The sequence below is a fragment of the Niveibacterium umoris genome (genome assembly GCF_014197015.1).
In the GTDB taxonomy this organism is placed as follows: Bacteria; Pseudomonadota; Gammaproteobacteria; order Burkholderiales; family Rhodocyclaceae; genus Niveibacterium; species Niveibacterium umoris.
This window is the reverse complement of record NZ_JACIET010000001.1, coordinates 518,412-533,115: the sequence shown is the minus strand read 5'-3', so window position 1 is coordinate 533,115 and position 14,704 is coordinate 518,412. Positions and strand designations below refer to the sequence as shown.

Below are 14,704 nucleotides of genomic sequence, written 5' to 3'. Positions count from 1 at the left end.
ATGGCCAACGCACTGCAAACCCTTCTCGAACTCGCCCAAAACCGCATGGACGATGCGGCAAAGCGCCTTGGCGAATTGCTGGCGAGCGGGCAAGCGCATGAGCAGAAGCTCGAGATCCTGGTGCAATACCGCGCCGAATACCACGAGCGCTTCAAGTCCGCAGCGCAAACCGGCATATCGCCGGATGCCTGGCGCAACTATTCAACCTTCCTCGCCAAGCTCGATGAAGCCGTGTTCGAGCAGGAGCAGGTCGTCGCCCGCGCGCGCGATCAGGTCGTCGCAGGCAAGCAGGCCTGGGTGGATGAACGCAATCGCAAGAAGGCTTTCGACACCCTCGCCTCGCGCCAGCAAGCCCACGCCCTGCGCAAGGAACACCGCGCCGAGCAGCGCATCACAGACGAGCACTCCGCCAAGCTTTATCGCGGCAAATCGCAGGACGCTGACGACGAGTCCGAGGCCGGCGAATAGGCCTTCAAGCCCGCTGGCACGGGCTTTGCTGATCAGCCGGTAACCCAAACGGGCGGCAAACCCCGAGGAGTCCGGAATGTCAGCACTGAACACTGTCACCCCAAGCCCGATGCCCGCTGCAGTCGCACCGACGTCACCGGTACAGGGGAGCGCGCCAGCAAACGCGTCCGAACAGCGCACACAAGGCGATCAGCAAGGCAGCTTTGCCAATACGCTGGACGCCAAGGTCAAGGCGAACCAAGGCGCGCAAAGCCAGCCGCCACAAGGCAAGGCTGTCGACGGCAAGGGTTCCGCCGAGCAGTCTGACGACGCGCAGGCGAGCGGTGAAGACCCGGCGCAACTGGCGCAGATCGCGGCTGCCCTGCTCGCCGCATTCGGCGCCACACCCAATGCGGACAAAGCCGTCGAGGCAACGCCCGCCGCCAGCATCGCGCCTGCCGCAACCGAGCCCGCGGCAGCGGCAAGCGATGCCAGCGCCTTGCCGCAAGCCGGCAATCTGCTGCCGACAGCGGCAGTAACTGCCGCAGCGAATGGCGCGCAGCCTGGGGCAAACAATGCGCCTCCGACTGCGACAGGAAATGCACCGGCTAACAGTGGGCAATCCGGCAGAGCCAACTTGCTTCCAACTGCGACAGTGCCGGCAGCGGCTGTCGGCGCGCAACCAGGCGCCAGCTCAGCAGATCCCGATGGCGGCAAGATTGGTGCGACGCTTTTCTCCTCGCAGGTGTCATCTACGGCAACATCTGATCATCCGAAGGCGACCGACATCAACGCCGCCCAGTCAGTGCTTGCGACCGTGCGCGCAGACAGTGCCGCGGCAATCACTGCACAGTCCAGTAAAGAAGCGCTGGCCAGTGCGGTGCCTACGCAGAAACTGCTTGCCACCGACACGCCCATCCAGGCGGGGGATGCCACGCAAGCCGCCGCGCAAGCCTTGTCGGCCACGACGGCGTCGCGCACCGCCGAGGCCGCCCGAACCGACGCACCGCAGTTCGCGGTCCGTACGCCGGTGTCGCAGCAAGGCTGGGCCGACGATGTCGGCAATCGGATGGTGTGGATGGCCGGCAAGGAACTGGGCCGCGCAGAGTTGATCCTGACGCCACCGCATCTGGGGCGCGTCGAGATCACGCTGCATGTGAATGGCGACCAGACCACCGCCAGCTTCGTGACGGCAACGCCCGCCGCGCGTGAAGCCATCGAGCAGTCCTTGCCGCGCTTGCGTGAGTTGATGACTGACGCCGGGCTGAGCCTGGGGCAGGTCAACGTGAGCGCAAACAGCACGAAAGACCCGTCGCAGGAGAACCCCGGATGGTCCGGTGGATCGCGCACGGGCAGCCGGACACAAATGGATGAAGGTGACGTGATTCCCGCTGCGAGTCGGGCCGTGTGGTCTGCAGGCAGGGGAATGATTGACACCTTCGCTTGAAATGGACGACGTGAAGGCCTCAGTTCGTCGCTTTGGCAGCCGTAAACAAGGGGAATAATCCTCCTTGGCAGCCTCTACCCCGGCGCAGCGCCGGCCAGCAAGGCTGCAAGGCAACACCGACTGACCGAGAAGGACTTTTCAATGTCGAGCAAGCCCGCTAAACCCGCCGCCGAAGGCGAAGCCGCTCCGAAAAAGAGCAAGAAGATGCTGGTCATCATCGTCGTCGCGGCGCTGGTGGTGGCGATTGCTGCAGGTGGCGCCTTCTTCCTGCTCAGCAAGAAGAAGAAAGCCGCGGCGGAAGGTGAAGAAGAAGCGGCTGCAGAAGAAAAACCCGCCGCGCATGCGGTGGATCCGAAGGCGCCGCCGGTGTTCGTGCCGCTCGAACCCTTCGTAGTGAATCTGCAACCGGAAAACGGCGAACAGTACTTGCAGGTGGTTTTGTCCTTCCGGGTCGCGGACGCCCACACTGGCGACCAGATCAAGGCACTGATGCCGGAGATCCGCCACCGCATCCTGATGCTGCTGTCGGGCAAGAAGGCCTCCGAGATCGCTAACCCGGAGGGCCGCGAAGCGCTTGCCGGCGAGATCAGGGAAGAGGCAAACACGTCGCTGGGTTACGAGAAGCCGAAGAAGAAGAAAAAAGGCGGCGACGAGGGTGAAGGCGGGCCAATCGTGGCCGTGCTGTTCACATCATTCATCGTTCAGTAAGGACGTAACGGAGCACACCGGGACTCAACCATGGCACAAGACTTTCTCTCGCAGGAAGAGGTCGATGCGCTACTGCGTGGCGTCACCGGTGAAACCGATGAAGTCGACCAGGGCGATGCCGATACCAGCGGCATACGCAACTACAACCTGGCGACACAGGAGCGGATCGTTCGTGGGCGCATGCCCACGATGGAACTCATCAACGAGCGCTTCGCGCGCAACCTGCGCATCGGCCTGTTCAACTACATGCACCGCAACACCGAAGTGTCGGTGGGGCCGATCAAGGTGCAGAAGTACAGCGAGTTTGTCCGCAACCTGGTGGTGCCGACCAACCTCAACCTGATCATGGTGAAGCCGCTGCGCGGCACCGGCCTCATCGTGTTCGACCCGAACCTTGTGTTCCTGGTGGTCGACAACATGTTCGGCGGCGACGGTCGTTTTCACACCCGGGTTGAAGGTCGCGACTTCACGCCCACCGAGCAACGCATCATCCGCGGGCTGCTGCAGGTGGTGTTCTCGGAGATGGAAAAAGCCTGGGCGCCGGTGTTCGGCATCCAGTTCGAATATGTACGTTCGGAAATGAACCCGCAGTTCGCGAACATCGCAACGCCGAGCGAGATCGTCGTATCGATGAATTTCGCGCTGGAATTTGGCGGCACGCAGGCTGACATGCACTTCTGCCTGCCCTACTCCACAGTCGAACCGATCCGCGATCTGCTCTACAGCACGATGCAGTCCGATCACCTCACGCAGGACAAGCGCTGGGTCGGCCTGATGTCCAAGCAGATCCAGAGCATCGAACTGGCGCTGACGGTGGATCTGGGCAAGACCACGGTATCGCTGCGCGACGTGGTGCAATTCAAGGCGGGCGACATCATCCCGCTCGACATTCCGGATCTGGTACAGGGCCATGTGGATGGCGTACCGGCGTTCGAAGGAAAACACGGCATCAGCCACGGCTACCACGCCGTGCGGATCGAGCGGCTGGTGCCGCCGGAGGACCGCGAGATCAACCTGATCGCGGCGAAACTGGGAGGCCATGATGGCTGACGAAGAACAAATCAGTGAAGACGACTGGGCAGCAGCGATGCAGGAACAGGCGGTGGCCGACGCGGCCATGGCCGAGCCGGCACCTGAGCCCGCGCGCGCGGCCTTCCCCGAATTCGGTGCCGGCGAAAAACCGACGTCGATGAACGACTTCGACATGATTCTGGACATCCCGGTCCAGATCACTGTCGAACTCGGTCGCACCAAACTCTCGATCCGCAACCTGCTGCAACTCGCGCACGGTTCGGTGGTGGAACTCGACGCGCTGGCCGGCGAACCGATGGATGTTCTGGTCAACGGTACGCTGATCGCGCAGGGTGAAGTGGTGGTCGTGAACGACAAGTTCGGCATCCGCCTCACCGACATCATCACGCCGTCCGAACGCATGCGTAAGGTACGCGGCCTCTGATCTGGTCGATGGCCCTGCAGCGGCGAGCGCGCTCGCCGCTGCGGCGCCGATCAAGCGCACGTACGATCGGCGCAATGCGCCAACGCCCCTGACGTCCTCCGCGCTGCTGGCCAGCCCATCCCGGCCCCAGCAATCACAGCGCGGGAATAGCAGACGATTTCTCCCTCTTATCGGCAGGCCGGCAATTCTTGCCGGCAGCGACAATGGCATCGCACGTCAAACCTGTGACATTGCGATGCCCAAACGAATTGCCCTTGCCCTGCCCTTTTTGATTGCGCCAATCGGTGCGTACGCATCCGTGCCGGACGCGGGCAGCAGCGTCCTCTCGATGGTTATCGGGCTCGCCGTGGTGCTCGCCACGCTGTATGGACTGCTGCTCGCGCTCAAACGCCTGCAGGCACGAAGCGGCAACGGGCAGGCGCAGCTCAGCGTCATCGGCGGTGCCGCGGTCGGGCCGCGCGAGCGCGTGGTGCTGGTCGAAGTGGGCGACACCGTGCTCGTACTCGGCGTTGCGCCGGGGCGGGTGAGCGCACTGCACACCTTGAATTCGGAAGACGTACCGCGCGCAACGGCAACACCGCTCGAAAGCGACTTCCAGCGCAAGCTGGCAACGCTGTTGAAAAGGGGCCGCCATGAGGCTTAACCGGCTCCGCACCCTGCTGGCGCTGCCACTGCTGGCGCTGGCCACACCAGTGCTGGCGCAGGCGCTGCCCGCGTTCAACAGCGTCCCTGGCCCGGGCGGATCGCAGAACTACTCGATCACCGTACAGACGCTGGTGATGATGACCTCTCTGGTCTTCATCCCGGCGGTCGTGCTGATGATGACCAGCTTCACCCGCATCATCATCGTGCTTGGCCTGCTGCGTCACGCACTGGGCACCCAGACCTCGCCGCCCAATCAGGTCGTCATGGGGCTGGCCTTGTTCCTCACCTTCTTCATCATGAGCCCGGTGGCAGACCGGGTGTATCAGGACGCCTACAAGCCGCTCGCCGAGGGGCGCATCGAATTCGACGTGGCGCTGGAACGCGCGTCGGTACCGGTGAAAGGTTTCATGCTCAAGCAGATGCGCGAGGCCGACCTCTCGCTCTTCGCCCAACTCGCCAAGACGCCGAAGGTGAAGAAGGCGGAAGACCTGCCGATGCGAGTCATCATCCCGGCCTTCGTTACCAGCGAGTTGAAGACCGCCTTCCAGATCGGCTTCATCATCTTCTTGCCCTTCCTGATCATCGACATGGTGGTCGCCTCGGTGCTGATGTCGATGGGCATGATGATGATGTCGCCGGTCATCGTGTCGCTACCGTTCAAGTTGATGCTGTTCGTGCTGGTCGACGGCTGGAATCTGGTCGTGGCCACCCTCGTCAACAGCTTTGCCTAGGGGAACATTCATGACACCCACCACCGTAGTTGCCCTCGGTCGCGACGCCATCGAAATGGTCTTGATGATTTCAGCGCCCCCGCTGATCGCCTCGCTGGTGGTCGGGCTGGTGCTTTCGATCTTTCAGGCAGCGACGCAGATCAACGAGATGACCCTCACTTTCGTGCCGAAAGTGATGGTGATGTTCCTGACCCTGCTGATCGCGGGCCCCTGGATGCTGACGACGATGACCGACTACATCCACCGCCTGTACGCGGCGATCCCCGGCCTGATTGGCTAGACGGGCGATCCGGCCCGGCGCGCATGTTCACCTTCAGCACCACCGACTGGGCAGCATGGCTGGCGCTGTATGCCTACCCTGCGTTCCGGATTCTGGCGATGCTGGCCAGCGCGCCGATCTTCAACAACGTCGCCCTTCCCCGCCATATCCGGCTGATTGTCGGGCTTGCCATCACGATGGCGATTGCGCCCGCACTGCCGCCCTCACCGGCGGTGGCGCCCGGCTCATTTCTGGTGGTTGGCGCGATCGCGACCGAAATGATGATCGGCGTCGCCATCGGCTTCACGATCCGCATGGTGTTTGTCGCGGTGGATCTTGCCGGTGACCTTATCGGCCTGCAGATGGGCCTTTCCTTTGCCATGTTCTACGACCCCAGCACGGCGGGGCAGACGACGGTGCTGGCGCAATTCCTCGGCCTCTTTGCGTCGCTGATCTTCCTCGTCCTCAATGGCCATTTGCTGATGGTCGAAACGGTCGTACGCAGTTTCGAATGGCTGCCGGCGGGAGGCGTAGGCTTTCACGGCGATGCGGCAAAGATTGTCGCGCGCAGTGCGACCGGCATCTTCGTCACCGGCCTGATGCTCGCCCTGCCCGCGATCACAACGCTGTTGATCACAAACATCGCGCTCGGCGTGCTGACCCGCGCTGCGCCACAGCTGAACCTGTTTGCACTGGGCTTCCCGATCACGCTGACCGTGGGCACACTGGCCGTTGGCGCCTGCCTGCCGCTACTCGCCGGCGCGCTTCAAACGCTGTACGAACGCGGCTTCGACACCGTGGGCATGTTCCTGAAGATCGCGGCCGGCAACTGATTCCCCTTGCAAGGCGCCGGGCGCCCGTTACATCGTTGCGCTTTTCGCAGGTTCAACGCTTGAGAAGGATGTCGCCACTCGCAACGCGTTCGGCGATCCAGTTGGACTCCATGCCCTCGTCGTAGCGCGCGATCGTGTAGCTGGCATAGCCCTGCGCACGCATCATGTCTTCGGCCTGGCGCTTGAATAACTGCATCGCCTCGCCTTCCCCGCCCATATGGAAGCGCTTCATCCGCATTTCGAAACGGTAGCGGTCTTCCGACATGCGCACCGTCTGGACCGACCAGTTGGGCGCCTGCGGCTCGATCACGTAATACACCACCCCGACAACCGCCGCACCCGCCAGCAGGTCTTCAAAGGCGATGGCCATGCCGTCCCAGAGGTAGATCGATGCATTCGGCAACAGCGGCGCTTTCGGGTAATTGCCGGAGATCGTCGAGCACCCTGAGAGCGCGGCCGCGAAGATCAAGGGTGTCAGGGCGCGCATGGCCATCAACCCAGATAGTTGAACAGCGAGAGACCCGTCGTTTTGATGAAGGCCTGCTGGGCCGCCTGCAAGGCCGTCGTCTTCTGCGAGACATCGGAACTGGCTTTGGCATAGTCGAGATCGGTCAGGCGCGAGACCGTTGCCGCGTACTGGACATCGGCCTGCGAACTGACCGCATCAGCCGCCTGGACTTCATTGACGCGCGAGCCGATCGAAGCGGTCACCCGCAAGACGTTGTCCAGCGCCTTGTCGAGTTTGCCAATCGTCTGCACCACCTGTGTGTTGAGCGCCGGGCCGGTGGAATTCTCGAGTGCCCCGACGAAGGTGCTGACTGTATTGAACAGGTCTGTATAGCCGCCCGGGTCGATGTTGAACTTGTCACCCGTCGCCGGCGTGCCGGAAATCGACATCTGGATGCCCGCAAAACTGATTGACGAACCACTCGTGTAGGAGCCGGTCGAGATCGGCCCCCCGCCGGCCGTTACGTCATAGACGTCGTAACTGCCTGGCGCGGTAAAGACGATCTGGTACTGGTTGCCCGAATAGGCGCCGACAACCGACCCGTCGTCGATCACGGCGGCGCCGGTATTGGTCGATGCCGCCGAGGTATGGAACGCACCGTTGAGGTTGGGGATGTCCATGAACACCTCGTTGCCCGAGTTGCTCACCGGCACGACGCGGGAATCACTGATCTGCAGGGAACGCGAGCCTTGGTCACCGACGTAGGTCACGCCGCTGGCGATATTGCCGACAAAGGGCTGCGTGTTGGTCTGAAACCCGGCAAAAAGGTAACCCCCTTGCGGATCATTGCTGTTCGCCAAGCCCAGCAGGGCGTCGTAACGAGCCCGCACATCGACCGCGATCGATTTGAGATCGTTCGGCCCAAGAGCCCCATTGCCCGCCTGTACGGCCTTTTCCTTGAGATAGGAGATGAGTTCGCTCACGCCGGAAAGCTTGCTCTCGACAATCTGTAGCGAATCCTTTGCGGCCCCGCGGTTGATCGTGTAGGCGGCGTTAACGTCACGCGACTGCTGCACCGTCAAGGCGGTCGCCGCGGCGATCGGATCGTCGGATGGCGCGACCACGCGCCGGCCGGTCGACATCTGCTGCTGCAGTTTGAGCAAGTCACCCGCGCGGTTCTGGAACTGCGTGGTGCCGTTGTCGTAGATCATCGCGGTGGAGACACGCATGGCTCAGCTCCTATCCTTCATCAGCGACCGATCGCCAGAATTTCGTTGAACAAGGTACTTGCCACCTGCATCACCTTGCCGGCGGCCTGGTAGGCCTGCTGGTAACGGACCAGGTTTGCCGCCTCCTCATCCAGGTTCACGCCGGCCAGTGACTGCTGCGCATCCTTGGCGCGCTCGGCCACGACCTTCTGCGACTGAGAGGTGACCTGGACTTCGCGTGTGCGCGAACCGATGTCACCTACCAGTTGCGCATAGGTCGACTGATAGCTCGATGAATTGCCGACAAGCGTTTTGGCCTGCTGCAGCTGGCCCAGCAACACCGCATTGCGGCTATCGGCCACCCCACCCGGGTTGCGATCGACGGTAAAGGTGTCGCCGTTCTTCGGGGTGCCGGAGATCGTGAAGGAAATCCCGCCAAACGCGATCTTTGCGCCGTCCGAGTATGTGATCGGCCCACCCGCCGGGTACCCGGTCGACACGCCGGCCGGCGTCGTCACCGTGATCGGAAACCCTGCCGGGAAACCGGAAATGTTGCCCGCGCTGTAGGTCAGGGTGGCAGGCAGCGCGAGCGCCGGCGGCGGCGTCAGGCTCGCGACGCTGCTGACAACGCCCTGAGTGATCGACGCGTTGCCGGCGTTGGCATTTGTCGCGCTGGTCCGGATCGGCGCTGCGGCGGCGATCAAAGTCGGGTCGTTGATGGCGACCGAAAACTGGTTCGCGGCGGCGCGCGTTGGCTGGATCAGAAAGCTGTCTCCCACCGCCGGGGCGCCGGTGAGCGTCATCGAAAACCCTTGTGCCGGCGCGGCCGCAAGCACCGCGGAAAGCGCCGCAGCGGGCGAAGCACCGGAGGCCGTCCATACCTGCGCGTCTGATTTCCGCACCAGTTGGAAGGTATTTGCCGCGGTATAAGTCAGCGAATAGTCGCTGGTTGTGAGGTCAGAAACGCTGGAGATCGGCACGTCGATCGTCGCCGTGCCGGCATTCGGCGGGGTGTTCGGATAGATGGTCCGACCCACCAAGGGAGTAAAGTAATCGACCCCCAGCACCCCGTTGAGATCCTGTCCGAGTTTGTGTTGTGCATTGAAGGTCTCGGTGATGCCCAGCGCCAGCCGCCCGAGCCCGTTCTGTACCGGGTCCAGCGACTGGGCGCGAAAGTTCAGTAACCCGGAAAGTTTGCCGCCACTGAATGCCGCATCCGGCAATTCCTGCCCGCTTCCGGTCGGAAGCTGAATTGCCACCACCGTGCGAGACAGGTCTTCACGTGCCGGCTGGGCGGTGAGCGTGGACACGCTGGCCCCGATCACCAAGGGCTGCCCATTTCCGACGAAGATATTGACCGAACCGTCATCGTTCGCGATGGTGTTCACGCGAACCTGATCGTTGAGTTGCGAGATCAGCTGCGCACGCTGGTCGAGCAGATCGTTAGGCTGACTGCCGTTGGCCAAGCCTGTTGCGAGGATGATGCGTTGGTTCAACTCTCCGATCTGCTTGGCCGTGCTGTTGATCTCGGTCACCGTGCCCGAGATTTCGCCGTTTACGAGATCGCGCAGCTCGTTGATGCGGCCATCCAGCGTCTGGAAGCGTGAGACCAAGGCCTGCGATTGCGAGATCATCGACTGGCGGGCCGGCACGCTGGTGGCATTGGCGGCCACACTTTGCACGCCATCGAAAAACCCCTGGATTGCCGGCGACAAGCCCGCCGCCGGGTCGCCAAACACGTCGTCTATCTGCTTGATCTGGGTGTAGTAGGTATCGAGCTCATTGAAGCTCGCGTTCGCAGTCAGCACCTGCTGGTCGAGGTAGCTGTTGTAGGCCCGCTTCACCGTCTGGACGTTGGTGCCTTGCCCGAAGTACCCGGCGCCGGAATACACCGGCAGGTTGGTGCCCTGGACAATCTGCTGCCGGCTATAGCCTTCCGTCGAGGCGTTCGAAATGTTGTGTCCGGTCGTGACCAAACCTGCCTGCGCGGCATTGACGCCGGAAATCCCGATAGAGAGAACGCTGTTGCCCATGATGGTCACCCCGTAATGCCGTTTACGGCTTATCTAAGCAATTCCTTTGCCTGAATTCGGGGATAGCTTGATTGCCCGCTGATCGCAGGCCGCGCGGGGTGCGCTCAGGACGACAGGGCAGCGCGGAGGGTGTTGCCGCCGATGATGCGGGTGAGCTTGTCGGCGTACATCGGGTCGGTCGCGTAACCGCCACGGCTCAACGCGCGCGCGAACCCAGCGGCATCGGACTGCCCGGCAACCTGGGCATAGCGCGGATTCGCTCCAATCAGCCGCGCGTAATCGCGAAACGCGTCGTCGTACGAGGCATAGGCGCGGAAGCGTTCGGTGCGCCGCGTCGCCACGCCGCCGATGTACTCGATGGTCGAAGCCTCGACGGTATCGCCCTTCCAGTCGCTACCTGCCTTCACGTTGAACAGGTTGTAGGAAGGGCTGCCATCGGGCCGGGCGATCTCGGACTTGCCCCAGCCGGTCTCGAGCGCCGCATGACCGACGATGAACTGGGTCGGCACACCGAGCGACTGCGCGGCCTGCTTGGCATGGTTCCAGATGCGGTCGATGAAGCTTGCCGCATTGCCGTTATCCGGCGGATTCTGCCCGGCGCTTGCCGCGGCGGCAGACTTTGCCGCATGGCCCGGCAAAGGCGCCGTGCGAGGTGGCGCCGGAATGTCGGTCGAAGGCTCCGCTTGCAGGCCCATGCTCGCGCCAAGCTGACGTTCGATCGCCTTGGCCAGGCCCAGCCCGCCCTTCTTCGAGAGGTTCAGCGCAAGTTGCTGGTCGGCCATGCCGCGATAGAACTGCGCAGTCTCGCCATCGAAAGGGGCGTCGCCAAAACTCGCGCTCTGGCGCATTTGCTTGATGACCAGTTGCATGAACAGCGCTTCGAATTGCTGCGCGACTGCCTTCAGCGCCTCCGGCGAGCGTTCGCCGGAGAGGCGCTTGAGCTCGCCGAGGCGGCGCGTGTCGAAGATCGAATCCTGGATCGGCACGGCCATGGCGTGGCCTCAGATCACTTCGAGTTCCGCGCGCAGCGCACCCGCCGCTTTCATCGCCTGCAGGATCGCGATCATGTCGAGCGGATTCGCTCCGACCGCGTTGATCGCCTTGACCACTTCGGCAAGGTTGGTGCCGGCCTTCACCTTGATCAGGTTGCCGGGCTCCTGCTTGATGTCGACCTGGGTGTTCTGGGTGGTCGTGGTCTCGCCGCGGGCAAAGGCATTCGGCTGGCTGACCTGGTTGTCGGCAGTAACCGTCACGGTGAGGCTGCCGTGCGCCACCGCGCAATCCTGCAACTGCACCGCGCGATTCATCACCACCGAGCCGGTGCGCGAATTCACGATCACGCGGGCGACACCCTGTTCCGGCACGACGTCGAGGTTTTCCAGCATGCCGAGGAAGGCCACGCGGCGGTCGGGTTCGGCCGGCGCGCTGACCTGGATCTGGCGACCGTTCAGCGGCATCGCCACCGGCTTGCCGACACTGCGGTTAATCGCCTCGGCGACCTTCTGCGCGGTACCGAAATCAGCCTGCCGCAGCTCGACCGACACGCTGTCGGCAGCGCCCACCGGCATCGGCACTGCACGCTCGACGATCGCACCGCCGGGTATGCGGCCCGCCGACACATGGTTGACGGTAACCTTGGACCCGCCTCCACCACCACTGGCGCCACTGATGACCAGGTTGCCCTGGGCCAAGGCGTAGACGTTCCCGTCCGGCCCTTTCAGCGGGGTCATCAGCAGGGTGCCGCCCTTGAGGCTTTTCGCATTGCCCAGCGACGAAGCGGTCACATCGATTTCCTGCCCCGGCTGGGCAAACGGCGGCAAGGTCGCAGTCACCATCACCGCGGCGACGTTCTTGAGCTGAAGGCTCACGCCTGCTGGTAGCGCCACACCCATGTTCGAGAGCATGTTGGCAATGCTTTGAACGGTGAAGGGCGTCTGCGTCGTCTGGTCGCCGGTGCCATCCAGCCCCACTACCAGCCCGTAGCCCACAAGCGGGTTGCTGCGCACACCGGCGATGTTGGCGATGTCCTTGATGCGTTCGGCGCCCGCGACATTGCACAGACACAGCGAGAGCGCCGCCAGCAGGACTTTGATGCGCTTGCACATGCCAGGGCTCCTCAGAACGGCGCAATCACATCAAAGAAGCGCGCCAGCCAGCCCTTCTGCTGGACTTCGTCGATGTAGCCGCTACCGCGGTACTCGATCCGCGCGTCGGCCACCTGGGTCGAATTCACTGCGTTGGCCGAACTGACGAACATCGGATTCACCACGCCCGAGAAGCGGATGAACTCGTCGCCCTGGTTGATCGCCACGCGTTTTTCGCCCGAGACCAGCAGATTGCCGTTGGGATAGACATCAATCACCGTCACCGTGATCGTGCCGGTGAAGTTGTTGTTCGCCGCCGAGGCGCCCTTGCCGGCGAAGGTGTCGCTGGTGGTGGCCGAAAGATCCACGCCCTGCAGGTAATGCAGCGGCACGTGGGTCATCGTCGGGATTCCGGCCGAGAGTTTGGAATCGCGACTTGCCGAGCTGTTGGCATTCTTCGTCGCAGCCGTCTTCTCGACCAGGTTGATCGTCAGCGTGTCGCCGACCAGGCGTGCGCGCCGGTCTTCGAACATGCCGCGCTGGCTGGCGTTGGTGCTGAACAGCGAGCCGGCAATCGGTTCCTGGACCGGGCGCGGTTGCGCGCGGGTCGTCATCGGTTGGTGCACGTTGGTCAGCGGCGGCGTGACGCAGGCCGCGAGCGACACCGCCGCGAGCATCACCGTCAGGAAGTTACGGACGCGCATGATCAGGCTCCGTCACATCTGCGACAGCCGGCCGAGCATCTGATCAGCGGTCGTCACAACCTTTGAATTGAACTCATATGCACGCTGGGTCTGGATCAGACCCACCAGTTCTTCAGCGACGTTTACGTTTGATGTTTCGACATAGCCCTGGTTCAGCACGCCAGCCCCGTTGGTACCGGGGGTGCCGGCGGTCGGAGTGCCGCTCGATGCAGTTTCCAGGAAAAGGTTCTCACCCACCGCCTGCAAACCCGCCGGATTGATGAACGTCGAGACCTGCATCGTGCCTATCTGGGTTGCCGTAGCCGAGCCGGCCGTGGTCACGCTGACGGTGCCATCTTTCGCAATCGTCACCGACTGCGCATTGGGCGGAATCGTGATCGCCGGATCCACCGGATAGCCGCTGGACGTCACGATCTGGCCGGTGTTGTCTTTCTGGAAGGAACCGTCGCGGGTGTAACCAATCGTGCCATCCGGCAACAGAACCTGAAAGAAACCCTCGCCCTGAATCGCCACATCAAGCGTATTACCGGTTTGCTGCAGGTTGCCCTGCGAGTGGTTCTTCACCGTGGCCACCGGTTTCACGCCGGTACCCAGTTGCAGGCCAGAAGGCACTTGCGTCTGTTGCGACGACTGCGCACCGGGCTGCCGCAAGGTCTGGTACAGCAGATCTTCGAAGACCGCGCGCGCGCGCTTGTAGCCGTTGGTGCTGACGTTGGCGAGGTTGTTGGAAATGACGTCAAGCTGGGTCTGCTGGGCATCCAGTCCGGTACGGGCCACCCACAGTGCGGGGATCATGATGAAGCTCCTTCTACGACGCGCATGGCAGGATTGTTCCCCGTCTTGCGCGGAGGGCTAGGCCCGATAAGCGGGCAAAGCCCGGTTCAATTCGGTGACCAGATCAGGTGATCGCCAGTACCTGATCGGCAGTCTTCGCATTGGTGTCGAGCGACGAGATCATGCGGGTCTGCAACTCAAAGTGCTTTGCCAGCGAGATCATGTTCACCATCTGCTCGACCACGTTCACGTTGCTGGCTTCGACGTAGCCGCCGGCAACCCGCACATTCGCGTCCGGGTCGGCCTGCTGGCCATTTGCGAGCCGGAAGTAGCCATCGTCGCCACGCTTGAGACTGGCCTCATCCGGGTTGACGAGTTTCAGTCGGCCGACAACTTCGGCCGCATTGCGACTGCCTGTGCGCGGAATCGCGCTGATCGTGCCGTCGGCTGCGATCTCGTAGCGGTTGTCGGGCGGCAACGCGATCGGGCCGCCTTCGCCCTGCACTTGCAAGCCGCGCTCGTTAACGAGTTGACCATTGGCATCGACTTCGAAACGGCCTGCACGGGTGTAGGCCTCGCTCCCGTCCGGCATCTGTAACGCAAACCAGCCCTTTCCGTGAAGCGCGACATCGAGTGGGCGTCCGGTCTGCTGCAAGGCACCGGGCGTGAAGTCGCTGGCGACGCTGGCGTCGACCACGAAGGCTCGCGAGGGCTGCGCTGGCGACAACACCGGCACCGCGCGCAGGCGGTGCATCTCGGTGCGGAAACCATCGGTGGTGGCGTTGGAGAGGTTGTGTCCGACGGCGGCCTGTTGCAACAAGGTGCTTTTGGCGCCAGTCATCGCTGTGTAGATCGCACGGTCCATTTTGAGTTTCCGTTTCCGTTGGCTGTATTGCTGTGGCTACGTGCGGGTCACAACCCCTCCTC

17 protein-coding genes are annotated in these 14,704 nt (G+C 62.9%); 9 read left to right on the top strand and 8 right to left on the bottom strand.

Annotation, left to right across the window (positions count from 1 at the left end):
* The 9 genes from fliJ (at window position 1) to fliR (ending at window position 6,526) form a co-directional block, all read left to right on the top strand.
* Window positions 1–468 carry a flagellar export protein FliJ gene (fliJ, locus tag GGR36_RS02315; protein WP_183631461.1) on the top strand — a complete coding sequence of 156 codons (468 nt, stop codon included), beginning with the start codon at window positions 1–3 and terminating at the stop codon, window positions 466–468.
* Window positions 469–544: 76 nt separating this feature from the next.
* Window positions 545–1,894 (top strand): flagellar hook-length control protein FliK, encoded by a 1,350-nt coding sequence (locus GGR36_RS02310; RefSeq protein ID WP_183631458.1) that lies wholly within the window; start codon window positions 545–547, stop codon window positions 1,892–1,894.
* 141 nt (window positions 1,895–2,035) lie between these two features.
* Complete coding sequence (gene fliL, locus GGR36_RS02305) at window positions 2,036–2,602, top strand: flagellar basal body-associated protein FliL (RefSeq protein ID WP_183631456.1); 567 nt, start codon at window positions 2,036–2,038, stop codon at window positions 2,600–2,602.
* Between the two features lie 30 nt (window positions 2,603–2,632).
* Window positions 2,633–3,652, top strand: coding sequence for a flagellar motor switch protein FliM (fliM, locus tag GGR36_RS02300; RefSeq protein WP_183631455.1), 1,020 nt, complete (start codon window positions 2,633–2,635; stop codon window positions 3,650–3,652).
* Window positions 3,645–4,058: a flagellar motor switch protein FliN gene (gene fliN, locus GGR36_RS02295; RefSeq protein ID WP_183631453.1), complete on the top strand. Its 414-nt coding sequence runs from the start codon at window positions 3,645–3,647 to the stop codon at window positions 4,056–4,058. The genes fliM and fliN overlap by 8 nt, the downstream gene beginning before the upstream one ends.
* Before the next feature lie 235 nt (window positions 4,059–4,293).
* Window positions 4,294–4,701, top strand: a complete 408-nt coding sequence (fliO, locus tag GGR36_RS02290; RefSeq protein WP_242533110.1) for a flagellar biosynthetic protein FliO — start codon at window positions 4,294–4,296, stop codon at window positions 4,699–4,701.
* A complete protein-coding gene (gene fliP, locus GGR36_RS02285; protein WP_183631451.1) occupies window positions 4,691–5,434 on the top strand; it encodes a flagellar type III secretion system pore protein FliP in 744 nt (247 codons plus the stop codon). Before fliO ends, fliP begins: the two co-directional genes overlap by 11 nt.
* 10 nt (window positions 5,435–5,444) lie before the next feature.
* The gene (gene fliQ / locus GGR36_RS02280; protein WP_183631449.1) at window positions 5,445–5,714 is read left to right on the top strand and encodes a flagellar biosynthesis protein FliQ; all 270 of its coding nucleotides are present in this window, start codon (window positions 5,445–5,447) and stop codon (window positions 5,712–5,714) included.
* A gap of 23 nt (window positions 5,715–5,737) precedes the next feature.
* Window positions 5,738–6,526 (top strand): flagellar biosynthetic protein FliR, encoded by a 789-nt coding sequence (fliR, locus tag GGR36_RS02275; RefSeq protein WP_183631447.1) that lies wholly within the window; start codon window positions 5,738–5,740, stop codon window positions 6,524–6,526.
* Between the two features lie 52 nt (window positions 6,527–6,578).
* Here fliR and GGR36_RS02270 read toward each other — a convergent pair whose 3' ends face one another.
* From GGR36_RS02270 to flgF, 8 genes are all read right to left on the bottom strand, one after another.
* Window positions 6,579–7,013 (bottom strand): hypothetical protein, encoded by a 435-nt coding sequence (locus GGR36_RS02270; protein WP_183631445.1) that lies wholly within the window; start codon window positions 7,011–7,013, stop codon window positions 6,579–6,581.
* 5 nt (window positions 7,014–7,018) lie between these two features.
* Window positions 7,019–8,203, bottom strand: coding sequence for a flagellar hook-associated protein FlgL (gene flgL / locus GGR36_RS02265; RefSeq protein WP_183631443.1), 1,185 nt, complete (start codon window positions 8,201–8,203; stop codon window positions 7,019–7,021).
* 20 nt (window positions 8,204–8,223) lie between these two features.
* The gene (flgK, locus tag GGR36_RS02260) at window positions 8,224–10,215 is read right to left on the bottom strand and encodes a flagellar hook-associated protein FlgK (protein ID WP_183631441.1); all 1,992 of its coding nucleotides are present in this window, start codon (window positions 10,213–10,215) and stop codon (window positions 8,224–8,226) included.
* A gap of 104 nt (window positions 10,216–10,319) precedes the next feature.
* A complete protein-coding gene (gene flgJ / locus GGR36_RS02255) occupies window positions 10,320–11,207 on the bottom strand; it encodes a flagellar assembly peptidoglycan hydrolase FlgJ (RefSeq protein ID WP_183631439.1) in 888 nt (295 codons plus the stop codon).
* A gap of 9 nt (window positions 11,208–11,216) precedes the next feature.
* Window positions 11,217–12,320, bottom strand: a complete 1,104-nt coding sequence (locus GGR36_RS02250; RefSeq protein WP_183631437.1) for a flagellar basal body P-ring protein FlgI — start codon at window positions 12,318–12,320, stop codon at window positions 11,217–11,219.
* A gap of 11 nt (window positions 12,321–12,331) precedes the next feature.
* Complete coding sequence (locus GGR36_RS02245; protein WP_183631435.1) at window positions 12,332–13,003, bottom strand: flagellar basal body L-ring protein FlgH; 672 nt, start codon at window positions 13,001–13,003, stop codon at window positions 12,332–12,334.
* A 12-nt stretch (window positions 13,004–13,015) separates the two neighbouring features.
* Window positions 13,016–13,798: a flagellar basal-body rod protein FlgG gene (gene flgG, locus GGR36_RS02240; protein WP_183631433.1), complete on the bottom strand. Its 783-nt coding sequence runs from the start codon at window positions 13,796–13,798 to the stop codon at window positions 13,016–13,018.
* 103 nt (window positions 13,799–13,901) lie between these two features.
* Window positions 13,902–14,642, bottom strand: a complete 741-nt coding sequence (gene flgF / locus GGR36_RS02235) for a flagellar basal-body rod protein FlgF (protein WP_183631431.1) — start codon at window positions 14,640–14,642, stop codon at window positions 13,902–13,904.
* Window positions 14,643–14,704 lie beyond the last annotated feature (62 nt).